Below are 24582 nucleotides of genomic sequence, written 5' to 3' on the forward strand. Positions count from 1 at the left end.
GAGTGTCATCGTGTCCACCACTTCAGTCACGTCCGCGTCCGGGACCACCGGCCCACCGGCCACCGCAGTACCGCTCGATCTCGAACTGACCGTCGTCGCCCGGCGGCACCCGTGGCGCTGGGTCGGCGTCGGGGTCGTGCTCGTCCTGCTCGCGATGTTCCTGCACGGGCTCGTCACGAACCCGGGCTGGGACTGGCCGACGTTCTTCCAGTTCTTCGCCACCCGGACGATCTTCTCCGCGCTCTGGGTGACCGTGCAGCTGACGGCGTACGGCACGGTGCTCGGGTTCGTGCTCGGCGCCGTCCTCGCGTCGATGCGGCTGTCCAGCAGCCCGTTCCTCCAGGTCGTTGCCTGGGGCTACATCTGGGCGTTCCGCTCGATCCCGTTGATCGTGCAGCTGCTGTTCTGGTTCAACATCGCCTACCTGTACCAGGAACTCAGTCTCGGCATCCCGTTCGGTCCGGAGTTCGTGCACTTCAGTACGAACAACCTGTTCGGCCCGCTCGGCGCCGCGGTGCTGGGCCTGGCCCTGCACCAGGCGGCGTACGCGGCGGAAATCATCCGTGGCGGGATCATTTCCGTCGATGCCGGTCAGCTCGAGGCCGCGGCCGCGCTGGGGATCCCGAAAGCGCGGCAGTTCTTCCGGATCGTGCTGCCGCAGGCGATGCGCTCGATCCTCCCGAACGGCGCGAACGAGGTGATCAGCCTGTTCAAGGGCACCTCGATCGTCTCGGTGATGGCGATCCCCGAGCTCTTCTACCAGGTCCAGGTGATCTACGGCCGGAACAGCCGCGTCGTACCGCTGCTGATGGTCGCCACCGTCTGGTACATCGTGCTGACCACGCTGCTGTCGATCGTGCAGTACTACGTCGAGCGCCGGTTCGCCCGAGGTACGAAGCGATGATCGACGTCAAGGGTGTGCACAAGAGCTTCGGCGATCTCGAAGTACTGAAGGGGATCGACCTGGAGATCCGGGCCGGTACCGTCACGGTGATCCTCGGCCCGTCGGGATCGGGGAAGTCGACGCTGCTGCGGTCGATCAATCATCTGGAGAAGGTCGATCGCGGGCTGATCCGGATCGACGGCGAGCTGATCGGGTACCAGCGGCGCGGCAACAAGCTGCACGAGCTCCGGGAACGCGACATCCTGCGGCAGCGGTCGCAGGTCGGGTTCGTGTTCCAGAACTTCAACCTGTTCGGGCATCTGACCGCGTTGCAGAACGTCGTCGAGGCGCCGGTGTCGGCGCAGCGCCGCAAGCGCGGCGAGGTCGAGCCGTTCGCGCGGGAACTGCTGGAGCGGGTGGGGGTCGGCGACAAGGCCGACGTGTACCCGCGGCAACTGTCCGGTGGTCAGCAGCAGCGGGTCGCGATCGCCCGGGCGCTGGCGCTGAAACCGAAGGTCCTGCTGTTCGACGAGCCCACCAGCGCGCTGGACCCGGAGCTCGTCGGCGAGGTCCTCGACGTGATCAAGGAGCTCGCCCGCGACGGCGCCACGATGGTCGTCGTCACCCACGAGATCGGCTTCGCCCGGGAGATCGCCGACACGGTGGTCTTCATCGACGGCGGCCGGATCCTCGAGTCGGGTCCACCCCGCGAGGTGCTCGACAACCCCGTCCACGAGCGCACCCGCGCCTTCATCTCCAAGGTTCTGTGATGAAACGTCCCCTGATCGCCGCCGGTCTGCTGCTCCTCGCCCTGGCCGGGTGCGGCACCGAGCCGCAGGCCACGGCCGCCACCTCCGGCACCGGCGTGAACACGTCGGCCGACCAGCACCGAGTCACCACCACGAAGAACGACGCCGCGGCCGCGCTGCTGCCCGCGAAGGTCCGGGACCGCGGCACGTTGGTCGTCGGCGCAGGGTTCGGCAGCGGCAGCGTGCCGCTCGGCTTCTACGCCGACGACAACTTGACACCGATCGGTCTCGAGATCGACATCGCGTACCTGGTCGCCGAGGCGCTCGGTGTGCGGCCGGAGATCGAGGTGACGAGCTGGGAGAACCTGTTCGTCGGCCTCGACTCGGCCAAGTACGACGTGGGCTTCTCGAACATCACCGTGACGGAGAAGCGCAAGCAGAAGTATGACTTCGCGACGTACCGCAAGGACGACATCGCGTTCGAGGCGAAGAAGGGCGGGACCTGGCGGGTCACCGGCGGCAAGGACATCGCCGGGAAGACGATCGCGGTCGGTTCCGGGACGAACCAGGAGAAGATCCTCGTCGACTGGAACGAGGCCAACGTCAAGGCCGGGTTGCCCGCCGCGACGATCAAGTACTTCCAGAAGAACACCGACACGTACCTCGCCCTGAGCTCCGGCCGGATCGACGCGTACCTCGGGCCGAACCCGTCGATCGCGTACCACGTGAAGACGTCCGGTGAGACCGAGACGATCGGCAAGTTCTCCGGCGCCGGGCCGACGCTGCAGGGGCTGATCGCGGCCACCACCAAGAAGGACAGCGGTCTGGTGCAGGCCTACCAGGCGGCGATCGACGGGGTGATCGCGGACGGCAGCTACGCAAAGGTCCTGGACCGCTGGAACGTGTCGAACGAGGCGGTCACGCGCTCCGGTATCAACCCGCCCGGCCTTCCCCTGACGAGCTGAGGACGACAGATGAGAAAACGTTGGATTGCGGCGATCTGGGTGGTTCTGCTGGCGGCGGCCGGCTGCGCAGACCCGCAGACGGAGCCCGCCGCCGGGCCGGCCGCGAAGAGCGGTGACGCGTCGGTGGTCGCCTTCGACACCTCGGCCGGCCAGCAGCACATCACCTCGGCGAAGGTGGACAGCATCGCGGCCGAACTGCCGCCGGCGGTGCGGGAATCCGGGAAACTCGTGATCGGGAACGGCTCGGCCGGCGGTGGTCTGCCGCCGCTCGGGTTCACCGCCGACGACAACAAGACGCCCATCGGGGTCGAGATCGACGTCGCCTACCTGGTCGCGAGTGTGCTGGGGTTGCGGGCCGAGATCGAGACCACGAGCTGGGAGAACCTGTTCCTCGGTCTCGACTCCGGGAAATACCAGGTCGGAATCTCGAACATCGGCGTTTCCGAGCTGCGCAAGGAGAAGTACGACTTCGCGACCTACCGGCTCGGCCTGCACGCGTTCGAGGCGAAGACCGGCTCCGGCCTGAAGATCACCGGGCCGGCGGACCTGTCCGGAAAGAACGTCGCGGTCGGTTCCGGAACGCTGCAGGAAGCGATCCTGGTCGACTGGAACAAGCAGAACGTCGCGGCCGGCCGGAAACCCGCGAACCTCAAGTACTACCAGCAGGCCGCGGACACCTACCTCGCGCTGCAGTCCGGCCGGATCGACCTGTACCTCGGTCCGAACCCGAACGCGTCGTACCACGTCGCGACCCAGCACAAGACCGAGATCGTCGGCACCGTCTCGTCCAGCTACCCCGTGCAGGGCCTGGTCGGGATCACGACCAAGAAGGACAACGGCCTCGTCAAGCCACTCGCCGACGCGCTGAACGCAGCGATCGCCGACGGCTCCTACGCGAAGGTGCTGGCCAAGTGGGGCCTGCAGGCCGAGGCCGTCCCGAAGTCGCTGATCAACCCGCCCGGCCTGCCGAAGAAATAGGAGCACTCATGGCGACCATCGCAACGATCTCCAGCAGCCCGTCGGTTCCGTCCCGCACCGACGCGGTCCTCGACCACGTCACCAAGCGCCTGATCAGCCACGGTCACACGGTCACCCCGATCGTGCTGCGCGACCTCCCCGCCGAGCCGTTGCTGCGAGGTCAGGCGGACCATCCGGCGGTCGCCGCCGCGGCAGCGATCCTCGAATCCGCCGACGCCGTCGTGGTCACCACGCCGGTCTACAAGGCCGCGTACTCCGGACTGCTCAAGGTGTTCCTCGACCTCCTGCCGCAGTACGCGCTGAAGGGCAAGACAGTGTTGCCGCTGGCAACGGGCGGTACGCCGGCGCATGTGCTGGTGATCGACTACGCGCTCCGGCCGGTGCTCACCAGCCTCGGCGCGGGCGCGATCGGCCAGGGGTGGTTCGTCCTGTCGTCGCACATCCAGCTGTACGACGGGGGCGGGCTGTTGCTCGACCCGACCGCGTCGGTGCCGCTGTACCAGGTGACCGAGGCGTTCCTCGCGACGGTCGAGGGCGGGCAACCGGTGGAGGGTCCGCCGGTGCAACTCGCCGGTGTGGAGGCGATCCGGGCCCGGCCGGAGGATCCCGAGGCGGCGCCGTTGCTGGCGGATCTGGTCGTCGAGTACAGCACGCGGTACGGGCGGACGAACGAGAACACGCAGCTGACCGAGGTTCCGCCGTCGGACTTCCACGCCGAGCGCGGCGGCGCGTTCGTGCTGCTGCGGTCCGGCGGTCGAACGGTTGCCGGTGGGGCGATCCGGCGGTACGACGACGAGACCGCCGAGGTGAAGCGGATGTGGACGTCACAGGTCCATCGCCGGCAGGACCTCGGGCGTCGCGTGCTCGCCGAGCTCGAGGCGGCGGCGCTGGATCTCGGGTACCGGCGGCTGTACCTGACGACGGGTCCGCGGCAGCCGGAGGCAGCGGCGCTGTACCTGGCGGTGGGGTTCGAGCCGCAGTTCGACACCGAGGCCGATCCCGAGTCGATCGGTCCGTTGCCGTTCCGGAAAGAACTTTCCGTGGCGCTGAAGGCGGCCTCGTGAGCAGGCCGGTGATCACCGCGATCGAGATCGACGGTGCGGGCGCGGACCCAGGCGCGTGGCGCGGGCCGGACCTCGATCCGCGGGCGATCCTGACCGGTGAGCTCGCCGTCCGGGCGGCGCAGCGGGCGGAGGCGGCGGGTGTCGACCTCGTGACGTTCGCGGACACGCTCGAGGCGCCGGACGACGTACCCGATCGGGTCAGCGTGCGGCTGGACGCGCTCGGACTCGCCGCGCGGGTCGCGCCGGTGACGCGACGGATCGGGCTGCTGCCGACGATCACCGTGACGCACACGGAACCGTTCCACGTGCAGGCGTCCGTCGCGACGCTCGACCACATCTCGGGCGGGCGGGCCGGGTGGATCGCGGACGTGTCGACGTCGGCCGAGGCGGCGGCGGTGATCGGCCGGCGCGAGCCGGCGCCGGCCGCCGAGACCTGGCGGGAGGCGCGGTACGTCGTCGACGCCGGGCGCCGGCTGTGGGACTCGTGGGAGGACGACGCGATCATTCGCGACGCGGCCACCGGGCGGTACATCGACCGCGAGAAGCTGCACTACGTCGACTTCGAGGCGCCGACGTTCAGCGTCAAAGGCCCGTCGATCGTGCCGCGGCCGCCGCAGGGGCACCCGATCACTGCTATTCGGGCGACGGGCCCCGAGGCGCTGGCGGCGGCGGTCGATGCGGAGCTGGTGTTGCTGCCGGAGTCCGACGACGTGGCCGCGCAAGTGCGGGCGCTGCGGGACGGTGATCGGCGGAGTGTGAGTGTTGCGTCCGACGGTGGGCCGCGGAGTGTGGCCGTGACCGCCGATGCGCCTCGTCGCCGTGCGGGGCAACCGGTGGTGCTGGTGTCGGTCGGGGTGCGGCCGCATGGCGAGGGCGTTGAGCGGTTGGTCGAGGCGATCGAGCGGTGGGTCGCCGCGGGCGCCGACGGCGTACATCTGCGGCCGGCTTCGCTCGAGCTGGACGTGCCGGTGATCGCGGAGCAGTTGCTTCCGGCGCTGCGGGAACGCGGGCTGGCCGGGCCCGGGGAGCGGGCCGGGAGTCTGCGCGGGCGGCTCGGGTTACGGCGGCCGGCCAACAGGTACGCGAGGAGTGCGCGATGACCAAGCAGATTCATCTGGCCGCGCACTTTCCGGGCGTCAACAACACCACCGTGTGGTCGGACCCGGCGGCCGGCTCGCAGATCGATTTCGGATCGTTCCGTCAGCTGGCGGAAACAGCGGAACGCGGAACGTTCGACTTCTTCTTCCTGGCCGAGGGACTGCGGCTGCGGGAGGTGAAGGGCCGGATCCACGACCTCGACGTCGTCGGCCGGCCCGAGTCGCTGACCGTGCTCAGCGCGTTGGCCGCGGTCACCACCCACCTGGGCCTGGCCGCGACCGTGAACTCGACCTTCAACGAGCCGTACGAGCTGGCGAAGCGGCTGTCCACGCTCGACCACGTCTCCGGTGGCCGCGCGGCCTGGAACGTCGTGACGTCCTGGGACGCGTTCACCGGCGAGAACTTCCGCCGCGGCGGGTACCTCGACAAGTCGGACCGGTACGTCCGGGCGCAGGAAACGCTGCGGATCGTACGGAAACTCTGGGACGCGTGGAGTGCCGACGAACTCGTCCTCGACCAGATGGAAGGCGTTTTCGCCCGCGAAGGCGCCGGGGCCTTCGCGGACGACGGCGATCACTTCACGATCCGCGGCCGGTTCGGTCTGCCGCCGTCGCCGCAGGGCCGGCCGGTCGTCATCCAGGCCGGTGACAGCGACGAGGGGCGGGAGTTCGCCGCGTCGAGCGCGGACGTGATCTTCAGCCGGCACGGGACGTTCGAGGCCGGGCAGACCTTCTACAAGGACGTGAAGGCGCGGCTGGCGAAGTACGGGCGGACCGACGAGTCGCTGAAGATCATGCCCGCGGTGACGGTCGTCGTCGCGGACACCGACGCCGACGCGATCGAGAAAGCGGCGTACATCCGGGAACAGCAGGTCTCCGGCCCGACCGCGCTGGTCCTCGCCGAACTGCTCTGGGGACGCGACCTGTCGGCGTACGACCCGGACGGTCCGCTGCCGGCCGAGGACCCGGTCGTCGGGTCATCGGTGACGCAGGGCCGCGTCGGGTACAACGATCCGTTTCCGATCGTTTCCGAATGGCGCGCGCAGGCGGAGGCGCACGGCTGGTCGCTGCGGCAGACCGTCATCAACCAGCAGAACCGGCAGACGTTCGTCGGGTCGCCCGGCACGGTCGCGGAGGCGGTCAACCGGCACGTCCAGGAAAACGCTGCCGACGGTTTCGTCCTGGTTCCGCACCTCACGCCGTCCGGGCTCGACGACTTCGTCGACCGGGTGGTCCCGTTGCTGCGCGAACGCGGCGTTTTCCGTTCCGAGTACGGCGGCTCCACGCTGCGGGACCATCTGGGGCTGGTCCGATGACCGTGGCCGAACTGCAGTCGTGGAAGGAACCGGCCGCGACGGTGGTGTTCGTCGGCGGCGGGCCGCGGACGGTCGGGCTGCTGGAACGGTTCGCGGCCAGTGCCCGCGAACTGCTCGGCGGCCGCCGGGTCGAGATCCACGTGGTCGACCCGTATCCCGTCGGCGGCGGGCGGATCTGGCGGCGGGAGCAGTCGCGGCTGCTGTGGATGAACTCGATGACGTCCGACATCACGATCTTCACCGACGAGTCGGTCGAGTGCGAGGGGCCGATCGTGCCCGGGCCGGACCTCGCCACCTGGGTCGCCGGGGAGGGCGCGGTGATCCTCGAGAAGGCCGGGCTCGAACCGCCGGGTCCGCTGGACTTCCCGCCCCGGCTGGTGCAGGCGGAGTACCTGGCGTGGGTGTGGGAGCGCGTCGTCCGCGATCTTCCCGCGACCGTCACCACGCACCGCGAGCGGGCCGTCGAGCTCACCGGGGACCAGCGGGTGATCCTCGAGTCGGGCCGGGAGATCGCGGCCGACGCGGTGATGCTCGCCCTCGGCTACCTGGATCGGTTGCCGACGGCATCGGAAGCGGCGTGGGCGGCGCAGGCCGCGGACGCCGGGCTGACCTATCTCCCGCCGGGGTACACCGCCGATGTCGACCTGGACGGGCTGTGGCCTGACGCGCCGGTGATCGTCCGCGGATTCGGGCAGGCGTTCGTCGACCTGATGGTGCTGCTGACCGAGGGCCGCGGCGGCTGGTACGAGGAACGCGACGGACTGCTCGAGTACCACGCGTCCGGCGACGAGCCGATCCTGTACGTCGGGTCGCGCCGCGGCGTTCCGTACCACGCGAAGCTCGGCTACACCGCGCCCGGGACGAAGCCTGTCCCGACGCGCTACCTGACCAAGGAGGCGCTGGGCGACGGACCGCTCGACTTCGACCGGGACGTGCTGCCGCTGATCGAGAAAGAGCTGGCCTTCGCCCACTACCAGCAGCTGTTCACGGCCCACCCCGAACGAACCCGGTGGTCGTGGGACGAGTTCGCGACCGCGCTGGACCACTGGGCTCCCGCGCGTGCGGGGACCCCGGGTCCGGAAGCGGGGCGCGGGCCGGCCGCCGAACCGCAGGCCGAGTTCGCGGCGGTTGTTGCGGCCGCGGTGCCCGATCCGGCCGATCGGTTCGTCCGGACGGAGGTGGATCGCCCGTTGGCCGGGCTGTTCTTCGGCGACCGCGAGCGGTTCGAGCGGTTCCTGGTCGAGGCGATCGAGGGGGACCTGCTGCGGCGGGGGGATTCGGCGTACTCGGCTGATCTGGCCGTGTTCAACTCGCTGCTGAGCATCTACAGCGTGTTGTCGCGGGCGATCACCGACGGGCAGTTGTCGGACGAGGATCGGGTGCGGCGGGTGGAGGGCGAGTGGCACGGGTTCTTCTCGTTCGTGGCGAGCGGGCCGCCGCCGCGGCGGCTGGAGGAGCTGCTCGCACTGCACCGGGCCGGGATCGTCCGGTTCGCGGGGCCGGACCTGGAAGTTGCTCTCGACAACGATCAGTTCGTGGCCACCAGCCCGGCCGTCGCGGGTGAGATCCGCGCGCGGGCGTTCGTCGAGGCGCGGTTGCCGCGGCCCGACGTCCTGGCGACCACCGACCCGCTGCTGCGCGGTCTGCTCGACTCCGGGGCGTTGGCGGCCGACGAACTGTTCGCGGCCGACGGAACGAGTCTCGGCGGCGGCCAGCTGAAAGCCGACTCGCGCTGCCGGGCGATCCGCGCCGACGGGTCGGTCCATCCGGCGCTGTTCCTGCTCGGACCGTCGGTGTCCGGATCGGCCGGCTCGTCGGGATTCTCCCGCCCGCACTTCAACGGTCCCGGTTTCCGGCAGAACGACGCCGTCGCCCGGGACCTCCTCACGCTGCTCGCACCCACCGTACGGAAGGAAGAACGCCATGCCAGTTGAGTTCCTCGGGATCGCCGGAACCAACCCGGCCAGCGAGGTGACGCCGCGGACCGGCGGTCCGCTGGACCTGGAGTACACCAGCAAGCTCGCTCGTGCGCACGAGGACAACGGCTGGGACCGCATCCTGTTCGCCTACCATTCGGGCTCGCCCGACCCGGCCCAGGTCGCGGCGTACGTCGCCGGGCGCACCGAGCGGATCAACCTGGTCGTCGCGCACCGGCCGAACGTCGCCTACCCGACGCTGACCGCGAAAACGTTTGCGACCCTGGACCACCTCAGCGGCGGCCGGTTCGAGGTGCACGTGATCACCGGCGGCTCGACCGCGGACCAGGCGGCCGAGGGCGATTTCCTGGCCAAGGACGACCGGTACGGGCGGACGGCCGAGTTCATCCAGATCCTCAAGCAGGCCTGGACGTCGGACACCCGGTTCGACTTCAACGGAAAGCACTACCGGTTCGAGCAGTTCCTGGCCGACATCAAGCCGCTCCAGCAGCCGCGGCCGCGGATCTCGTTCGGCGGCTCGTCGGCGGCGGCGTACGCGGTCGGCGCGGCCGAGGCGGACATCTTCGCGCTCTGGGGTGAACCGCTGGCCGGGACCCGCGAGCAGCTCGCGACCATCGACGCCGCGGCGGCGAAGGCGGGCCGGACGGACAGGCCGGCGATCCAGATCGCGTTCCGGCCGATCCTTGCGCCGACCGAGGACCTCGCCTGGGAGAAGGCGGAAGGAATCCTCGGCCGGATCAAGGACGTGCAGGCCGGCGGCGTCCCGGCGAGCACCCGGCTGCGGTCGAAGACTCCGGAAAACGCTGGATCGCAGCGCTTGCTGAAAGCCGTCGCGGCCGGCGAGCGCCACGACCGCGCGCTCTGGACCGCGCCGACCGGCCTGACCGGCGGCGGCGGAAACTCCACCGCGCTGGTCGGCACGCCGGACACCGTGGCCGCTGCGCTGCTCGACTACTACGACCTCGGCATCCGGATCTTCTCCGCCCGCGGCTACGACATCTACGACGACGCGATCGACTTCGGCCGCTACGTCATCCCGCTGGTCCGTTCCGAGGTAGCCCACCGCGAACAGAGGAAAGCATCATGACCGTCGTTTCCGACCTGGAGCTGGACTGGCAGACCTGGCACACGGCGCGGGAACGCGACCTGGACACCGACTACGGCTGGTTGTCCGTCGTCGCCTTCGACTGGCTGCCGGCCACACCGACGGCGATCGCCGGCCTGCCCGGGCAGTGGTGGGCCGACGAGCAGGCACACGTGACCGCCGCCGGCGAGCTGACACTCGGCGGCGAACCGGTCCACGGAACGGTTTCCGCCAGCGTTCCGGAAGCCGGCTCGCTGAGCTGGTTGCTGCACGGGAACCGCCTGGCGGAACTCGTTCTCCGCGGCGGCCGGTACGCCGTCCGGCAGCGGGATCCGGAGGCTGCGACGCGGAAGGCCTTCGACGGCGTTCCGGCGTTTCCGCTCGACGACGCCTGGACGGTCACCGGCTACTTCAGCCCGTACCCGAAGGCACAACGGCTGGAGGTGGCGACCGCGCGCGACGACCTGCGTCAGCACATCACCGCGATCGGCACCGTGCACGTCGCGCTCGGCGGTATGGCGTACGAGCTGGCCGCGACCGCCGCGAGCGACAACCGGCTGAACGTCGCGTTCCACGACAAGACGAACGGGGAGGAGACCGCGCCCTGGCGCACGGTGACGACCGGGCCCGTCGAGCGGGACGGATCGGTGCGGATCGACTTCAACCGAACGATCAACCTGCCGTTCGCGTTCACGGCGTACGGGACGTGCCCGGCGCCGGTGCCCGGCAACCGCCTCGGTCTCCCGGTCACCGCGGGCGAGAAGAAGGTGCGGTGACTGCCAGGTGAAGTTCTGTACCTACACGCTGATCGACAACTCGCCGGATCCGATCAGCGGCGTCCAGCTCACGCCGTCCGAGCGGTTCCGGCACGTCGTCCAGCAGGCGCAGTGGGCCGAGGAACTCGGGTTCGACGCGTACGGCGTCGGGGAGCGGCACGCGCAGCGGTTCATCTCGTCGTCGCCGCCGGTGGTGCTGTCCTACATCGCGGCGGTGACGTCCCGGATCCGGCTCCTGACCACGGTGACCGTCCTGTCGTTGCTGGATCCGGTGCGGGTGGCGGAGGACTACGCGACGCTCGATCAGCTGTCGGGCGGGCGGCTGGACATCATCATCGGGAAGGGGAACGACCCGGACCAGAACGCCCTGTTCGGGTACGAGCTGGACGGGCAGTGGGACCGCAACCGAGAGAAGTACGAGTTGCTCCGGCGGTTGCTGCGCGAGACCGGGGTGTCCTGGTCCGGGCGCTACCGGCCGGCGCTGACGGACGCGACCACGCAACCGCGGCCGTACCGGTCGGACGGCATCCCGTTGTGGCACGGTTCGGCGTCGTCGACGGAGTCCACCGAGCTGGCTGCGCGCTGGGGCGATCCGCTGTTCTCGGCGAACGGGTTCCATCCGCTGGAGAAGTACGCCGGCCTGATCCGGCACTACCGCGAGCGCTGGGAGGCGTACGGGCGGGACCCGGGGGCTGCTGTGGTCGGCGCCGGGTTCAACGGGCTGTACGTGAAGAAGACCTCGCAGGAGGCGGTGGAGGGGTACCGGCCGGTCTTCGACGCGTTCATGGATTCGCCGGGCGCCCGGCACAACCAGTTGCCGTTCCGGACGCTGGAGGAGTTCCTCGACGGCGGATCGGTGCTGGTCGGATCGCCGGAGCAGGTGATCGACAAGTTCGGCCGGTACCAGGAAGCGTTCGGGCACGAGCTTTCCGGGATTTCCCTGGAGGTCCCTGGACTCCCGGCGGCGGAGAACCGGGAGTCCGTCGAGTCGTTCGTCACCGACGTGATGCCGTCGCTCCGGGCGGCCTACCCGAGCCGCGTCTGGACCTAGCCGTACGTCGGCGCCTGCGGCCAGCCCGCCGGGGAGTCCTCCCAGTCCTGCTGGCGGCCGTACGCCGCGAGGTCGGAAACGGTACTGCTGAACAGCAGGTGGTCGACGCCGCGCTGACCGGTCGTGTAGGTGCGGAAAACGTTGTCGCCGTCCCGCAGGAAGAGGTTCAGCAGGAAACCGCCGCCGGCGCCGCAGTCGGCGGAGAACGTCGTACCCGCCGAGGACGCGAACGGGATGTGCTGCCAGCCCATCTCCTTCCAGTACCCGGCCATCTGCTCGATCGGCATGTCGGAAACCGTCGCCCAGGCGATGTCGTTCCGTGCCAGCCCGTCGAGGTTGGCGACGTTCTGGGTGAAATACGTGCAACCGCCGCAGAACGCGTCCGGCCCCGCGTTCATGAACTGGTACACCGCGAGCTGACGATGCTCGCCGAACAGTTCCCGCAGCGTGACCGGGCCCTCGGCCGACGTGAACGTGTACTCGCCGAACCGCACCATCGGCAGCCGCCGCCGCTGCGCCGCGATCCGGTCGAGGGTGCGCGTCGCCTCCTTCTCGGCGACCAGCAGCTCCGCACGAGCCGCGGCCCACTCGTCGGCGGAAACGACCGGCGGCATCGCTGTCTCGGACATTCGTGCTCCTCTCGTAGGTTCTGTCCCTAGGACGAAGCCGCCCGGGAGATCTCGACACCCGGGTGCCCGGAAACTCCCAGAAACTCCCGGAACTCGCGGAAACCTCGCCGTCCGGCGCCGATACCCCAGGAGCGCATCCGGATGTCTCACCGGCGTTGCACCGCGGTCTCACCGACCGTGCCGGACCGGAGCGGAAAATGGTCAGAAGCACTCGCCGGAGCAGGTATGCTTTCCGGGACGGACTGAGGGGCCTGCAAGGCGCTTCTGGCTCGATTTCACATCGAGGCGGGGGACCGTGTAATCTCTCTCCTCGGCCCGCCCCTTTAGCTCAGTCGGCAGAGCGTCTCCATGGTAAGGAGAAGGTCTACGGTTCGATTCCGTAAAGGGGCTCTGAGAACGACATCTCACCCGGTCCGCCGGGTGAGATGACGGACTCTTGCGGCGGGGTAGCTCAGGTGGTTAGAGCACACGGCTCATAATCGTGGTGTCGCGGGTTCGACTCCCGCCCCCGCTACCCACCAACGGCAGTACATCGAGAGTGCGATCACCTCAGTTGCGCACTCCTGACAGAAGAGGCAGCAGTGGCCAAGTCGACCGACATCCGCCCGAAGATCACTCTGGCGTGCACGGTGTGCAAGGAGCGGAACTACATCACCAAGAAGAACCGGCGTAACGACCCGGACCGTCTTGAGCTGAAGAAGTACTGCCACCGGTGCAACGACCACACCGACCACCGCGAGACCCGCTGACCTCAGCATCGCTTCGCGAAGGCCGCTCCGGATCACCTGGAGCGGCCTTTTGCTGTTCCCTCAGACGGTGAGGATCGGCCGGCCGCCCTCGTAGGCGGTGAGACGCTCGTCACGGGGAGTCAGGCAGCAGGAGCCGCAGAGCGTGCCGTTGCCGGTCTCGCTCGTGTAGTACAGACAGCACGTGTTCCGCAGGTAGACGAGCTTCCCGCCCGCCACCTCCACGTCCCCGAGCCGCGCGAGTCCGCCCGGCGCCTTCGCGACGAAGGTCTGCCACCGTTCGAGCAGGTACGCCGGCTCGACCGTGACGTCCTCGCGGGTCGCGGCGCAGAACCCCATCGCGCAGCCGGCCGCCACGCCGCCGTACACCTGCCGCAGGCCGGCCCGCGTCCGCCGGTGCAGCTCCTCGGAAAGCGGCAGCAGGTGTTTCCGCAGGACGACGTCGTACAGCGTTTCCAGCCCGCCGGGCAGGAAATCCGCGGAACGAACGGCGACCGCGGCGATTCCGTGGCCGGGGTGCGGGCGGACCCAGAGATTCTGCGGGCGGATGTCGAGGACGTGTCCCTCGAGCGCCCAGAGCAGCAGCGCGGTCGCCGGTGCGCGGCCGGCGTAGAACGACATCATGCTGAGCGCGTTCGCGTGCGCCGACCGGTGGGAGCTGGCCTCGTCGTCCCGCTTGAGCAGCTCGGTCAGCTCGGGACTGCCGGGCTCCAGGATCTGGTCCACCCGCAACCAGTCCGAGCCTTCCGGCTCACCGATCTCCAGCCGGTACCGAGGCGCGTACTTCGCCAGCGCCGCCACTGCCGTCACGTTCAACCTTCTCCGTCGGAATCGTGGGCGGCGGAAACCCTCGGCACAGTCTGCCAGTAGGGTTAGCGGATATGACGATCGACGCCACGATGGTCGGCCGCAGTTACCCGGCCGCCGGGTCCTACCAGGTCGGCCGGGAGAAGATCCGGGAGTTCGCCGACGCGATCGGCGACAGTAACCCGGCGTACCGGGGTGATGACCCGATCGCACCGCCAACGTTCGGGTTCGTGATCGGCAGCCGGGCACTCGAGGAGCTGCTGAACGACGCGGAGCTGGGCCTGCGGCTGGACCGGATCGTGCACGGCGCGCAGAAGTTCAGCTACACCCGCCCGATCAAGGCCGGCGACGAGATCGCCGCGACCGCCACCATCACCACCGTGCGCAAGGCCGGTCCTGTCGAGGTGATCATGTACGAGACCGCCCTGACCACCGTCGACGGCGAGCCGATCGGCACGGCGACGTCGACCCTCTCGCACAACCGGGCGGACGCATGATCGAGGCAGGCACGGACCTCCCGCCGCTGACCGTCACCCTCAGGCGTGACGACCTGGTCCGCTACGCCGGGGCGAGCGGCGACTTCAACCCGATCCACTGGAGCGACCGGATGGCCGCCGCGCTCGGGCTGCCCGGAGTGATCGCGCACGGCATGCTCACCATGGCCTCGGCCGCGCGGGTCGTCACGGACTGGCTCGACGACCCGGCCGACCTGGTGGAGTACGGCGTCAGGTTCACCAAGCCGGTCGTCGTACCGGACGACGACAAGGGCGCGAATGTGACGTTTTCCGCCGTCGTCGACAAGGTCGCGGACGGGCTCGCCGAGATCGACATCACCGCGGTGGCCGGCGAGGAGAAGGTGCTCGGCCGGGCCAAGGCGGTCGTGCGCGTCCGGTGAGTACGCATGTGTCGCTGGCCGACCACACCACGCTGCGGATCGGCGGGCCGGCCGACAAGTTCCTCGAGGTCGGCACCGAGGACGACCTGATCACCGCGGTTCGCGATGCCGACGCCGCCGGGGAGCCGGTGCTGCTGCTGTCCGGCGGCAGCAACGTCGTGATCGGTGACGACGGTTTCCGTGGGACCGTGATCAAGGTCGCGACGTCCGGCATCCGGGTCGACGCGGACATGTGCTCCGGCGCGACGGTGCACATCGCGGCCGGTGAGGATTGGGACGGCGTCGTGCAGCGGGCGATCGCCGAGGAGTGGAGCGGGCTCGAGTCGATGTCCGGCATCCCCGGGCTCACCGGGTCGACGCCGGTGCAGAACGTCGGTGCGTACGGTCACGAGGTCGCCGAGACGATCGCGTCGGTGCGGGTCTGGGACCGGACCGACAACCAGGTCCGCACGATGTTCGCCGCGGACTGCGGGTTCAGCTACCGCAACTCCCGTTTCAAGGCCGACCCGTCGCGGTACGTCGTCCTCGAGGTCGCGTTCCAGTTGAAGCTCGGCGACCTGTCCGCTCCGGTCGGGTACGCCGAACTCGCGCGCGTCCTCGACGTGGAACCGGGCTCGCGCGCACCGATGACCGATGTCCGGGAAGCCGTGCTGGGCCTGCGCCGCGGCAAGGGCATGGTCCTCGATCCCGTCGACCACGACACCTGGAGCGCGGGCTCCTTCTTCACCAACCCGATCCTCGACACCCCCGCCGAGGTCCCGGCCGGCGCACCGCAATGGCCGCAGGCCGACGGGCGCGTGAAGACCAGCGCCGCCTGGCTCATCGAACACGCCGGCGTGTCCAAGGGCTTCACCATCGGCAACGCCGGCGTCTCCACGAAGCACACGCTGGCTCTCACCAATCGCGGACAGGCGACCGCGAAGGAACTGCTCACCCTGGCTACGCACGTCCGGACCCAGGTGCAGCAGTCCTTCGACATCAGGCTCGTCAACGAGCCGGTCCTGGTGAACTGCAGCTTCTGAGCCGCGCGCCGGCTCGTCCGGCCACTGGGCGTCGTCGCGTGTGAAAAAGATTTGCATCCAGAGGGTAGGCAAGGCCGAGCAGGCTCGCTAATCTTTTACGCGATCCGGTCGGAGGTGACGCGTGAGGCGTAAAAGATTTTCTCGGCGGGAAGTGTTGGCCGGGGCAGGAGCAGGACTGGCCGCGGCTGTCGTGCCGGGGTGTTCCGGTACGGACAGTGGGCGGTCCGGGGCCCTGCAGGTGTGGGGCGGAGTGCCGGCGGCCTCGGGGCCGGCTGACGTGGTGAAAGCGTTCCAGGCGAAGTTTCCGCAGTACAAGGTGAACTACACGCGGTTCGTGAACGACGACCGCGGCAACCTCAAGCTCGACACCGCTCTCCAGGGTGGCGTCGACATCGACGTCTACTTCACGTATTCGCAGGCCGCGATGGCGCTGCGGGCCGGGTCCGGACTGGCGGCGGACCTGACCGACCGGGTGCGGGCGGATCCGGACCTGCGGGTGTTCCTGGACACCGAGCAGCCGCGGTCGTACATCGACAACGGCAAGGTCAAGGCGCTCGCCACCGCACGCGAACCGTTCTTCGTGTTGTTCAACGAGAAGCTCCGGCAGCAGGCCGGTGTCGAGTTGCCGCAGTCCTGGACGATCGAGGAGTTCCGGGCGACGGCCCGGAAACTGACGACGGACAAGACGGTCGGCACGTACACGCTCCCGGACGTCGCCCGGATCGCCCTCGGCCCGAACCACTGGTACGACGGAAACCGCTCCAACTTCGGTGATCCGCACTTCGAGCAGGGTTTCCGGCTCGGCCGGGAAATGATCGCCGAGGGCACCGCTTTCCCGTGGACCGAGGTGCTGTCGCGGCACCTGGACGCCTACCAGCAGAACTCGTTCCTGGGCGCGGAGTTCCACCTCTGGTCGACCGCCCCGTTCAACCTGCGGTACCTGTACGACGCGAAGAAGTACCCGCACGACTTCAAGGTCGCGTTCGCCCCGCCGCCGACGGTCGACGGCCAGAACTGGAACGGCGGCTCGTACAGCAACTTCATCATGGTCAACCCGAAGTCGCCGAAGTTCGAGGCGGCCTGGGCGTTCGTGAAGTTCTGGCTGACCGAGGGCGCGACGCCGATGCTCAAGGGCGGCAAGATGCCGGCGCTCGGCAACGTCACCGACGAGCAGATCGTTTCCGGAATGCTCGGAAAAGAACCGGACAAGTACTTCGACCTCGACTCGTTCCGCCGGGTCGTCCTGGCGTCGGACCCGAAGCTCGCCACCGACACCCGGCTGACCGGGTTCCCGGAGATCTCGCTGGCGATGAAGCAGCAGCGCGACCTGTGCTGGCTCGGCGAGAAGGACCCGGGCGTCGCGATCCGCGAGGTCCGGCGGCTCGCGGACGCCGCGATCGCCCGTAACGAGAGGAGGCCCTGATGGCCACCGCCACCGTCGTCGCGGCCGGTGCCGAGGCCCGGACCGCGAAGGGTCCGGGGATCCGGCCGTCCGGCTGGATCGGCTTCCTGTTCATCGCCCCGAACCTGCTCGGCGTGGTCGCGTTCACGCTGATCCCGCTGATCAGCGTGGTCGTGCTCGCCTTCACCGACTGGAACCTGGTGTCCGGCCTCGGCGGCATCACGTTCAACGGCATCGACAACTTCGTCGCGATCGCCCGTGACCCGGGCTTCTGGCACGCGGTCGGCCTGACGCTGGTGTACGTCGCGGTGTCGGTCCCGCTCACCGTCGTCCTCGGCCTGGCGCTCGCGATCGCGCTGAACCGCCCGCTCCCGGGGCGCGCCGTCCTCCGGGCGATCTTCTTCCTGCCGTACATCGTCAACGTGGTCGCGATCGGCATGACCTGGCTGATGCTGATGAACCCGAAGGCCGGCCTGGTCAACCAGGTCCTCGACGCGTTCGGGGTACAGCCCGGCTGGTTCGCGTCGTCGCACTGGGCGCTGCCGGCGCTGATCGTGATGGCGGTCTGGGGCGGCGTCGGGTACTGCTCGCTCATCTACCTGTCCGCGCTGCAGGACGCCCCGCGGCAGCTGTACGAAGCGGCCGACATCGACGGCGCCTCGGCCTGGGCCAAGTTCCGCGTGATCACCTGGCCGGCATTGCTGCCGACCACCGTCTTCCTGCTGGTCACGATGATCATCGGCGCGTCCCAGGGATTCGGGTTGATCGCGCTGATCACCGCGGGCGGTCCGGGCGACGCGACCACCACGATCTCGTACTACATGTACCAGACCGGCTTCCAGTTCTACCGGTTCGGCTACGCGTCGGCGATCGGCCTGGTGACCTTCGTCGGCGTCCTGGTCCTGACCCTGGTGACCTGGCGGGCGCAGCGCGGGAGGGCTCTCAATGACTAGGAAATACAGCAAGTGGATCTGGGGGATCCCGCTGTGGATCCTCGCCGTCGCTTTCCTGGCGCCGTTCGCGTGGATGATCTCGACCGCGCTCAAGCCGGACGTGGACGCGTACAAGATCCCGATGCAGTGGATCCCGGACCCGTTCCAGTGGGACAACTTCAGCACCGTGCTGAGCGGGGCGACCTCGGTGCTGCCGGCGTTCGGCCGCTCGGTGTTCGTCGCGCTGCTGCGGGTCGCGGGCGAGCTGATCACCGCCACGATGGCCGGCTACGCGTTCGCCCGGATGTCGTTCAAGGGCCGGGACAAGCTGTTCCTGCTGTACCTCGCGACGGCGATCATCCCGGCGCAGCTGCTGCTCGTCCCGCGGTTCATCTACTTCCAGAAGCTCGGGCTGTACGACACGCTCTGGGCATTGATCCTGCCGGGGATGTTCACCGTGCTCGGCACGTTCCTGATGCGCCAGTTCTTCGTCAGCCAGCCGGCCGAGTTCGCCGAGGCGGCCCGGATGGACGGCGCGAACGAGTGGCAGGTGTTCACCCGGATCTACTTGCCGTTGGCAACACCGGTGATGAGCGCACTCGGCATCCTCGCCTTCGTGTGGTCCTGGAACGACTACGAGACGCCGCTGGTGCTGATCAGCAACCCGGACCGGTACACGCTGCCGCTCAGCCTGACCAACTTCGTCGACGAACAGGGCCAGATCGCGCCCGGCCTGACGATGGCCGCCTCGGTGATCTCGATCGTGCCGGTGCTGATCGTCTTCGTCGTCCTGCAACGCCGCTTCATCGCGGCCATGACGCATACAGGGATCAAATGAACATCTCCGGTGTCTTTCCGCATCTCGCCCAGATCGGCGACTTCGGTCCGCCGCGCAGCGAGCTCGGCGTCGGGTCGCTGATGCCGTGGAACGGGAAGCTCTACGTCCAGAACTACAACTCCCACAAGGCGGCGTCCGGTGCGGGGGTGAGCCTGCGCCGGATCGACGCCGACCTGTCGATGGAAATCGTTCCGGAAACTCTTGGCGTGGACGGAACGTACACGAATCGTTTCGTACATTTTCCGACCTCTCGGTTGGTCCTCGGACCGCACGTGATTTCCGCGGGCCACAAGATCGTCACGGTCCCGGAGCTGGCGCCGCTGCGGGTCTGCGGTACGGCGCGGCACCTCACCAAGCCGGACACGCACGTCTACGTGCTCGCGATGGAGGGTGAGCTGTTCGAGCTCGACGTCACGACGTACGAGTGCACCCAGCTCTTCGATCTCAACGACGAGCTCGGCACCGACGGCGAGATGAAGGTGCACTACAAGGACTGCTACACGAGCTTCGGCCGGCTGGTGGTGTGCTCGAACGAGTACTCCGAGCCGGAATGGGCGGGCGAGCGGTCGCGCGGCCGGCTGGCGGAGTACGACGGTACGCAGTGGCGGATCCTGCGAAAGGATCCGTTCACCGCGATCGGTGGGCGGCACGAGTTCGGCGGCACGATCTTCGCGACCGGCTGGGACCGGGCGTCCGCGATCCTCGAGGTGTTCACCGAATCGGACCGGAAATGGACGCGGTACCGGCTGCCGAAGGCTTCGCACTGCTTCGACCACAAGTGGCAGACCGAATGGCCGCGGATCCGCGAGGTCGAGCACGAGCGGCTGCTGATGGACCACCACGGGATGTTCTACGAGGTGTCGCCATGGGCGTACGGCGGGCGGGTCTGGGGCATCCGCCCGATCTCGACGCACCTGTGGGTGCTCGGCGACTTCTGCTCGTGGCGCGGACTGCTGGTGGCGGGCGCGGACAACGCGTCCCCGAGCCACGGGCAGAACCCGACGACGGCCGAGCCGCAGTCCGGCCTGTGGTTCGGCAAGACCGACGACCTGTGGAGCTTCGGGAAGCCGGCCGGATGGGGCGGGCCGTGGTGGGAAACACCAGTTTCCGCCGGCGTTCCGTCCGACCCGTACCTGATGACGGGGTTCGACGGAAAGTGCCTGCACCTGGAGAACTTCTCCGCGACGCCGCTGACGATCACGATCGAGATCGACTTCCACGGCCACGGCCGGTTCGGCGCGGTGGAGACGTTGACGGTCGAGCCGGGGCAGGTTCGGTCACACGTTTTCCCGCCTGGGTTCAGTGCGCACTGGGTACGCGTGGTGAGCGACGCGGACGGCGTCGCGAGTGCCCAGTTCGTCTATACGTGATGATCACGGAATGGATTCCTCGATGGAACGAGCCGGTAGTCCGAGTCCGCTGCAACTGGTCAAGCGGGCGCTCCCCGAGCTGAACGGGGCGATGCAGCGGGTCGCCGAACACATCCTGGCGAACCCGGACGAGGTCGCGCGCGGCTCGATCACCAAGCTGGCCGAGACCGCGCAGACCTCGGCGGCCACCGTGACCCGGTTGTCCACCCACCTCGGGTACGCCGGGTATCCCGCGCTCCGGGCCGCGCTGGCGATGGAGGTCGGCCGCGGTCTGGAAGCCGGCTGGGCCAGCGACATCGGGTCGGCGATCGGCCCGGCGGATCCGCCCGAGCAGGTGCTGAACGTGCTCGCGTCGACGCAGGCGAACGCCTTGCGGAACGCGCTGGCCGCGATCGACCTGACCGCGGCCACCCGGGTCGCGGACGCGATCGCCGGCGCCCGGCGAACGCATATCTACGGCGAGTGGGGCGATGCGATCCCGGCACGCGAGCTGTACATCCGGCTGCTGCGGATCGGGATCCCGGTGTGGTTCTTCGACGGTCCGCAGTCCTCGCAGATCGGCGCGGGTCTGCTCGACGAGGGCGACGTCGCGCTCACGGTGACGCGGTCCGGCACCGACGCGACCACGCTCGACTTCGTCAAGCGGGCCGGTGAGGAGGGCGCGCTCACGGTCGCGATCACCGGAATGCCGGACGCACCGATCAGCCGGATCGCCGACGTCACGCTCGACACCGGTACGCCGAACGGCGCGAACTGGACCGAGTTCTTCGCCGGCCGCGCGAGCGACGTACTGACCGCCGGCCTGTTGTTCGTCCTGGTCGCACAGCGGGTGCCCGACCACCTGACCGCACATCATCCGAACGGGCCGGGGCAGCCCGTCGTCCAGCGAGACACCTAGAGGGGTATGCATGCAGCAGCTCGAGGTCCAGACCGATCTGACCGTCGTCGGCGGCGGGCTCGCCGGGATCTGCGCGGCGATCGGCGCCGCACGGCAGGGCAGCACCGTCGCACTGGTGCAGAACCGGCCGGTGCTCGGCGGGAACTCGTCCAGCGAGGTCCGGGTGTGGGTGTGCGGGGCCACCGCGCACGGCGTCCAGAGCTTCGCGCGGGAGACCGGCGTGATGGGCGAGCTGTTCGTCGAGAACCAGTTCCGGAATCCGCTCGGAAATCCGTACTACTGGGACCTGGTGCTGCTGGAGGCGGTCCGCGCCGAACCGCGGATCACGCTGTACCTGAACACCGACGTGCGGACCGTGGAGGCCGCGGACGGTGAGATCCGGTCGGTGACCGGCTGGCAGATGGGATCCGAGAAGGAAATCCGCTTCGTCAGCCCGGTGTTCGTCGACTGCTCGGGCGACGGGCTGGTCGGGGTCCTGGCCGGCGCCGATTTCCGCACCGGGCGGGAGCCGCGAGCGCAGTACGACGAGTCGTGGGCGCCCGACGTACCGGACTCGAACACGCTCGGCAGCACGATCCTCTTCTACAGCAAGGACGCCGGGGAACCGGTCCGGTTCGTGCCGCCGTCGTTCGCGCGGGACGTCACGGAAACCGCGATTCCGGAACGCCGGGTGGTCCGCACGGACATGAACGGCTGCGCGTTCTGGTGGATCGAGTGGGGCGGCGAGCTGGACGTCGTCGACGACAACGAGGCGATCCGCGACGAACTGCAGGCGGTCGTGTACGGGATCTGGGACTACATCAAGAACTCCGGGCGGTTCGACGCGGACAACCTGACCCTGGAATGGATCGGGTCGGTTCCCGGAAAACGTGAGTACCGGCGTTTCCTCGGCGACCACGTGCTCACCCAGCACGATGTCCTCGAGCAGACCGAGTTCGACGACCGGGTGGCCTTCGGCGGCTGGTCGATCGACCTGCATCCGCCGGGTGGTGTGTACGCGTCCGAGCGCGGGTCGAAGCACTGGCATCCGGACGGGAACTACCACATTCCGTTGCGTTCCTTGTACTCCCGGAACGTGCGGAATCTGTGGCTGGCCGGACGGAACATCAGCGCGAGTCACGTCGCGTTCGGTACCACCCGGGTGATGGCGACCTGCGCACTGCTCGGCGAAGCGGCCGGGATCGGCGCGTCTGTTGCCCTGCGCAACGGCCTGACGCCGCGGGAGCTGGCGCACGACCGGTTCGACCTGATGAAGCACGCACTGACGCGCGCCGACTCGTCGGTCCTCGGCGTCGTCGACGACGATCCGGCGAACCTCGCGCTGTCGGCGACGGTGACGGCATCCTCCACGCTGACACGACCTGCGCTCGAGGTGTCGTCCGGGACGTTGCCGCTGACCGCCGACCTCGGGATGGTCGTCCCGGTCGACCCGGCCCTGGACGGGTTCGAACTGCTCGTCGATTCCAGCGGTGGGTCGTTGACGGTCGAGCTCCACGATCCGGTGAAGCCGCAGAACTATCTACCTGCCCAGCTCGTCGACTCCTGCACCGTCGACGTACCGGCCGGCGAGAAGCGCTGGATCCAGATCCCGTTGGCCTGGCGCCCGTCGGCGCCGTCGAATGCGTTCGTTGTCCTGCGCAGCACCCCGGACATCTCGGTCCACACCGCGTCGACGGCGCTCCCCGGGACGATCCACTTCACCCGCCGCGAGCCGGCGCCGGACGAGCAGTGGACCGAGCAGTTCCGCGCCTGGAAGCACATCCTGCCGCGCGCCGGCCTGTGCATCCGCCTCGGCGAGACGTCGGCGTACACACCAGAGAAGGTGATCGGCGGTTACGCACGCCCGTACGGCGGGCCGAACCTGTGGTCCTCCGAGGACCTGGCATGGGACCCCAACCCCTGGCTGGAACTCACCTGGCCCGAGCCGGTCACCCTCTCCGAAGTCGTCGTCGTCCTGGACGCGGACGTCCAAGAGGACCTCATCAACCTCCACCACCACCGCACCCCGTTCGAGTCCCTACCAACTCTTCTGTCGGCGTACGACCTGGAGATCCGCAACGGCTCCGGCCCGTGGCAACAGCTCGCCCAGGTAACCGCGAACCACCACCGCACCCAGCATCACCACCTCCAAACCCCCACCCAAGCCACCCACCTACGCCTAACAACCCACGAGACCAACGGCGCCCCGAGAGCCCACGTGGTCTCCATCCGCACCTACTAGCCACGGCGCGGCCAGCACCAAACACCCATGCCACCCACGCGTCCGGAAGCTCACACGTGCACCCCGGCCGCTCAAGTAGCCGGGGCCGCCCGACCGACCGGGCTATCCGCGCCGTCCGGCGGTGTGAGCGGGCGGGCTTGCCGTGCGGCCAGGTGGGCCAGGTGGGCCAGGTGGGTCGGTTGTGCTGGTGAGGCGGCTGTGGAGCGTATGCCGGTGCGGCCGTAGGGGGAGTGCGGCCGCGCCAGCTGCGAGTCTCCGGAGGTTAGTAGCGCCAGTCGAGTTCGTGGCGGAGCATCCAGGTGAGGAGGGGGTCGGCGGCGGTGGGGGACTTGGCTGCTCCGGTCATCAGGTCTGCCAGGACCTGGGTAGGGGCGGCTAGGCGGAGGCCTGTGTCGGTTTTTCGGGTGCGGGTGTAGACGACGTCGGCTGGTGGCTCGGCCAGGACGATCGTCTTGGTTCTGGCTGGTACTAGTTCCCACACCGTGGCGGCAGTCTGCGCGTCTGGGGTGTAGATCACGGTTGGTCCGACTGGTGTCTCGGGAGCCCACAGCTTTGCCGCGTGGCAGCCACTGACTGCGTGGCGGAGTTCAGATGTTGGTATGCGGTCCAGGATCGACTGGGTGCCTTGCTTGCTGCGCCAGTACGTCACGCTGACGTCGTGGCTGAAGCGCACGTCCTGGTTCCACCGGCGGAGCAGGGTGAGCCAGCTCGGGACCGAGATGACTCCGGGCGCCCGACGCTCAACCAGGCCGTCGCGCTCGAGTCGGTTGACCACCTGGCGGATGCTCTGCACGGGAACGCCGGTAGTCGTCACCAGATCATGCGTCGTCCAGAGAGTACGAAAGTCCAGGAGCGCTCGAACGACCAGCGAGGCAAAGTCGCCGGACAGGGCCCGCTGTGTCATCAATTCGCTCCTGTCTCG

24 protein-coding genes and 2 tRNA genes are annotated in these 24582 nt (G+C 68.9%); 23 read left to right on the forward strand and 3 right to left on the reverse strand.

Annotation, left to right across the window (positions count from 1 at the left end; all coding sequences use genetic code 11):
• Nucleotides 1-10: 10 nt before the first annotated feature.
• Genes AB0L64_RS22925 through AB0L64_RS22975 form a run of 11 tightly spaced genes read left to right on the forward strand, consistent with a single transcriptional unit; the run spans nucleotide 11 to nucleotide 11900 of the window.
• Nucleotides 11-904 (forward strand): amino acid ABC transporter permease, encoded by an 894-nt coding sequence (locus AB0L64_RS22925; protein WP_363713009.1) that lies wholly within the window; start codon nucleotides 11-13, stop codon nucleotides 902-904.
• The gene (locus tag AB0L64_RS22930) at nucleotides 901-1653 is read left to right on the forward strand and encodes an amino acid ABC transporter ATP-binding protein (protein WP_363713011.1); all 753 of its coding nucleotides are present in this window, start codon (nucleotides 901-903) and stop codon (nucleotides 1651-1653) included. Before AB0L64_RS22925 ends, AB0L64_RS22930 begins: the two co-directional genes overlap by 4 nt.
• Entirely contained in the window at nucleotides 1653-2597 is a 945-nt protein-coding gene (locus AB0L64_RS22935; protein WP_363713013.1) for an ABC transporter substrate-binding protein, read from the forward strand. The genes AB0L64_RS22930 and AB0L64_RS22935 overlap by 1 nt, the downstream gene beginning before the upstream one ends.
• Nucleotides 2598-2606: 9 nt before the next feature.
• Complete coding sequence (locus AB0L64_RS22940) at nucleotides 2607-3575, forward strand: ABC transporter substrate-binding protein (RefSeq protein ID WP_363713015.1); 969 nt, start codon at nucleotides 2607-2609, stop codon at nucleotides 3573-3575.
• Nucleotides 3576-3583: 8 nt separating this feature from the next.
• Entirely contained in the window at nucleotides 3584-4639 is a 1056-nt protein-coding gene (gene ssuE, locus AB0L64_RS22945; RefSeq protein WP_363713017.1) for an NADPH-dependent FMN reductase, read from the forward strand.
• Nucleotides 4636-5739 (forward strand): LLM class flavin-dependent oxidoreductase, encoded by a 1104-nt coding sequence (locus AB0L64_RS22950; RefSeq protein WP_363713019.1) that lies wholly within the window; start codon nucleotides 4636-4638, stop codon nucleotides 5737-5739. Before ssuE ends, AB0L64_RS22950 begins: the two co-directional genes overlap by 4 nt.
• Nucleotides 5736-7052: an NtaA/DmoA family FMN-dependent monooxygenase gene (locus tag AB0L64_RS22955; RefSeq protein ID WP_363713021.1), complete on the forward strand. Its 1317-nt coding sequence runs from the start codon at nucleotides 5736-5738 to the stop codon at nucleotides 7050-7052. Before AB0L64_RS22950 ends, AB0L64_RS22955 begins: the two co-directional genes overlap by 4 nt.
• Nucleotides 7049-8986: an FAD/NAD(P)-binding protein gene (locus AB0L64_RS22960; protein WP_363713023.1), complete on the forward strand. Its 1938-nt coding sequence runs from the start codon at nucleotides 7049-7051 to the stop codon at nucleotides 8984-8986. Before AB0L64_RS22955 ends, AB0L64_RS22960 begins: the two co-directional genes overlap by 4 nt.
• The gene (locus tag AB0L64_RS22965) at nucleotides 8976-10076 is read left to right on the forward strand and encodes an LLM class flavin-dependent oxidoreductase (protein WP_363713025.1); all 1101 of its coding nucleotides are present in this window, start codon (nucleotides 8976-8978) and stop codon (nucleotides 10074-10076) included. Before AB0L64_RS22960 ends, AB0L64_RS22965 begins: the two co-directional genes overlap by 11 nt.
• The gene (locus AB0L64_RS22970; protein WP_363713027.1) at nucleotides 10073-10849 is read left to right on the forward strand and encodes a DUF1684 domain-containing protein; all 777 of its coding nucleotides are present in this window, start codon (nucleotides 10073-10075) and stop codon (nucleotides 10847-10849) included. The genes AB0L64_RS22965 and AB0L64_RS22970 overlap by 4 nt, the downstream gene beginning before the upstream one ends.
• A gap of 7 nt (nucleotides 10850-10856) precedes the next feature.
• Entirely contained in the window at nucleotides 10857-11900 is a 1044-nt protein-coding gene (locus AB0L64_RS22975) for an LLM class flavin-dependent oxidoreductase (RefSeq protein WP_363713029.1), read from the forward strand.
• Here AB0L64_RS22975 and AB0L64_RS22980 read toward each other — a convergent pair.
• Nucleotides 11897-12529: a DUF899 family protein gene (locus AB0L64_RS22980; RefSeq protein WP_363713031.1), complete on the reverse strand. Its 633-nt coding sequence runs from the start codon at nucleotides 12527-12529 to the stop codon at nucleotides 11897-11899. The genes AB0L64_RS22975 and AB0L64_RS22980 overlap by 4 nt on opposite strands.
• A 317-nt stretch (nucleotides 12530-12846) precedes the next feature.
• Between AB0L64_RS22980 and AB0L64_RS22985 the strand changes: the two genes are divergently transcribed.
• The 3 genes from AB0L64_RS22985 to rpmG all read left to right on the forward strand — a co-directional run bounded on the left by AB0L64_RS22985 (nucleotide 12847) and on the right by rpmG (nucleotide 13278).
• Nucleotides 12847-12919: transfer RNA gene (locus AB0L64_RS22985), tRNA-Thr, on the forward strand.
• Between the two features lie 50 nt (nucleotides 12920-12969).
• Nucleotides 12970-13043 (forward strand) — tRNA-Met (locus AB0L64_RS22990).
• 67 nt (nucleotides 13044-13110) lie between these two features.
• Nucleotides 13111-13278 (forward strand): 50S ribosomal protein L33, encoded by a 168-nt coding sequence (rpmG, locus tag AB0L64_RS22995; protein ID WP_130384703.1) that lies wholly within the window; start codon nucleotides 13111-13113, stop codon nucleotides 13276-13278.
• 60 nt (nucleotides 13279-13338) lie between these two features.
• On the opposite strand, the gene AB0L64_RS23000 is transcribed toward rpmG, so the two are convergent.
• Nucleotides 13339-14085, reverse strand: coding sequence for a (2Fe-2S)-binding protein (locus tag AB0L64_RS23000; RefSeq protein ID WP_363713033.1), 747 nt, complete (start codon nucleotides 14083-14085; stop codon nucleotides 13339-13341).
• A gap of 71 nt (nucleotides 14086-14156) precedes the next feature.
• On the opposite strand from AB0L64_RS23000, the gene AB0L64_RS23005 reads away from it, so the two are divergent.
• The 9 genes from AB0L64_RS23005 to AB0L64_RS23045 all read left to right on the forward strand — a co-directional run bounded on the left by AB0L64_RS23005 (nucleotide 14157) and on the right by AB0L64_RS23045 (nucleotide 23660).
• Nucleotides 14157-14579, forward strand: coding sequence for a MaoC family dehydratase N-terminal domain-containing protein (locus tag AB0L64_RS23005; protein WP_363713035.1), 423 nt, complete (start codon nucleotides 14157-14159; stop codon nucleotides 14577-14579).
• Nucleotides 14576-14977, forward strand: a complete 402-nt coding sequence (locus AB0L64_RS23010; RefSeq protein WP_363713036.1) for a MaoC family dehydratase — start codon at nucleotides 14576-14578, stop codon at nucleotides 14975-14977. Before AB0L64_RS23005 ends, AB0L64_RS23010 begins: the two co-directional genes overlap by 4 nt.
• Nucleotides 14974-15999 carry a UDP-N-acetylmuramate dehydrogenase gene (locus AB0L64_RS23015; RefSeq protein ID WP_363713038.1) on the forward strand — a complete coding sequence of 342 codons (1026 nt, stop codon included), beginning with the start codon at nucleotides 14974-14976 and terminating at the stop codon, nucleotides 15997-15999. The genes AB0L64_RS23010 and AB0L64_RS23015 overlap by 4 nt, the downstream gene beginning before the upstream one ends.
• Before the next feature lie 280 nt (nucleotides 16000-16279).
• Nucleotides 16280-17422 carry an ABC transporter substrate-binding protein gene (locus AB0L64_RS23020; protein ID WP_363713040.1) on the forward strand — a complete coding sequence of 381 codons (1143 nt, stop codon included), beginning with the start codon at nucleotides 16280-16282 and terminating at the stop codon, nucleotides 17420-17422.
• Nucleotides 17422-18354, forward strand: coding sequence for a sugar ABC transporter permease (locus AB0L64_RS23025; protein ID WP_363713042.1), 933 nt, complete (start codon nucleotides 17422-17424; stop codon nucleotides 18352-18354). The genes AB0L64_RS23020 and AB0L64_RS23025 overlap by 1 nt, the downstream gene beginning before the upstream one ends.
• A complete protein-coding gene (locus tag AB0L64_RS23030; protein WP_363713044.1) occupies nucleotides 18347-19171 on the forward strand; it encodes a carbohydrate ABC transporter permease in 825 nt (274 codons plus the stop codon). The genes AB0L64_RS23025 and AB0L64_RS23030 overlap by 8 nt, the downstream gene beginning before the upstream one ends.
• Nucleotides 19168-20541 carry a hypothetical protein gene (locus tag AB0L64_RS23035; RefSeq protein WP_363713046.1) on the forward strand — a complete coding sequence of 458 codons (1374 nt, stop codon included), beginning with the start codon at nucleotides 19168-19170 and terminating at the stop codon, nucleotides 20539-20541. Before AB0L64_RS23030 ends, AB0L64_RS23035 begins: the two co-directional genes overlap by 4 nt.
• Before the next feature lie 22 nt (nucleotides 20542-20563).
• Nucleotides 20564-21439 (forward strand): MurR/RpiR family transcriptional regulator, encoded by an 876-nt coding sequence (locus AB0L64_RS23040; protein WP_359939553.1) that lies wholly within the window; start codon nucleotides 20564-20566, stop codon nucleotides 21437-21439.
• Between the two features lie 10 nt (nucleotides 21440-21449).
• Nucleotides 21450-23660 carry an FAD-dependent oxidoreductase gene (locus AB0L64_RS23045; protein ID WP_363713048.1) on the forward strand — a complete coding sequence of 737 codons (2211 nt, stop codon included), beginning with the start codon at nucleotides 21450-21452 and terminating at the stop codon, nucleotides 23658-23660.
• Between the two features lie 262 nt (nucleotides 23661-23922).
• Here the strand turns inward: AB0L64_RS23045 and AB0L64_RS23050 are convergent, their stop codons facing one another.
• On the reverse strand, nucleotides 23923-24564 hold the full coding sequence (locus AB0L64_RS23050) for a helix-turn-helix domain-containing protein (protein WP_363713050.1): 642 nt from the start codon (nucleotides 24562-24564) through the stop codon (nucleotides 23923-23925).
• Between the last annotated feature and the right edge of the window lie 18 nt (nucleotides 24565-24582).

The sequence above is a fragment of the Kribbella sp. NPDC051936 genome (assembly GCF_040680955.1).
Lineage (GTDB): Bacteria > Actinomycetota > Actinomycetes > Propionibacteriales > Kribbellaceae > Kribbella.

Excerpts from the sequence above, each read along its gene's own strand:
- AB0L64_RS22930 (WP_363713011.1), top strand. The coding sequence starts at position 901 with ATGATCGACGTCAAGGGTGTGCACAAGAGCTTCGGCGATCTCGAAGTA.
- AB0L64_RS23005 (WP_363713035.1), top strand. The coding sequence starts at position 14,157 with ATGACGATCGACGCCACGATGGTCGGCCGCAGTTACCCGGCCGCCGGG.
- AB0L64_RS23045 (WP_363713048.1), top strand. The coding sequence starts at position 21,450 with ATGCAGCAGCTCGAGGTCCAGACCGATCTGACCGTCGTCGGCGGCGGG.
- AB0L64_RS23030 (WP_363713044.1), top strand. The coding sequence starts at position 18,347 with ATGACTAGGAAATACAGCAAGTGGATCTGGGGGATCCCGCTGTGGATC.
- ssuE (WP_363713017.1), top strand. The coding sequence starts at position 3,584 with ATGGCGACCATCGCAACGATCTCCAGCAGCCCGTCGGTTCCGTCCCGC.
- AB0L64_RS23035 (WP_363713046.1), top strand. The coding sequence starts at position 19,168 with ATGAACATCTCCGGTGTCTTTCCGCATCTCGCCCAGATCGGCGACTTC.
- AB0L64_RS22980 (WP_363713031.1), bottom strand. The coding sequence starts at position 12,529 with ATGTCCGAGACAGCGATGCCGCCGGTCGTTTCCGCCGACGAGTGGGCC.
- AB0L64_RS22960 (WP_363713023.1), top strand. The coding sequence starts at position 7,049 with ATGACCGTGGCCGAACTGCAGTCGTGGAAGGAACCGGCCGCGACGGTG.
- AB0L64_RS22965 (WP_363713025.1), top strand. The coding sequence starts at position 8,976 with ATGCCAGTTGAGTTCCTCGGGATCGCCGGAACCAACCCGGCCAGCGAG.
- AB0L64_RS22970 (WP_363713027.1), top strand. The coding sequence starts at position 10,073 with ATGACCGTCGTTTCCGACCTGGAGCTGGACTGGCAGACCTGGCACACG.
- AB0L64_RS23040 (WP_359939553.1), top strand. The coding sequence starts at position 20,564 with ATGGAACGAGCCGGTAGTCCGAGTCCGCTGCAACTGGTCAAGCGGGCG.
- AB0L64_RS22940 (WP_363713015.1), top strand. The coding sequence starts at position 2,607 with ATGAGAAAACGTTGGATTGCGGCGATCTGGGTGGTTCTGCTGGCGGCG.
- AB0L64_RS23025 (WP_363713042.1), top strand. The coding sequence starts at position 17,422 with ATGGCCACCGCCACCGTCGTCGCGGCCGGTGCCGAGGCCCGGACCGCG.
- AB0L64_RS23050 (WP_363713050.1), bottom strand. The coding sequence starts at position 24,564 with ATGACACAGCGGGCCCTGTCCGGCGACTTTGCCTCGCTGGTCGTTCGA.
- AB0L64_RS22955 (WP_363713021.1), top strand. The coding sequence starts at position 5,736 with ATGACCAAGCAGATTCATCTGGCCGCGCACTTTCCGGGCGTCAACAAC.
- AB0L64_RS22935 (WP_363713013.1), top strand. The coding sequence starts at position 1,653 with ATGAAACGTCCCCTGATCGCCGCCGGTCTGCTGCTCCTCGCCCTGGCC.
- AB0L64_RS23010 (WP_363713036.1), top strand. The coding sequence starts at position 14,576 with ATGATCGAGGCAGGCACGGACCTCCCGCCGCTGACCGTCACCCTCAGG.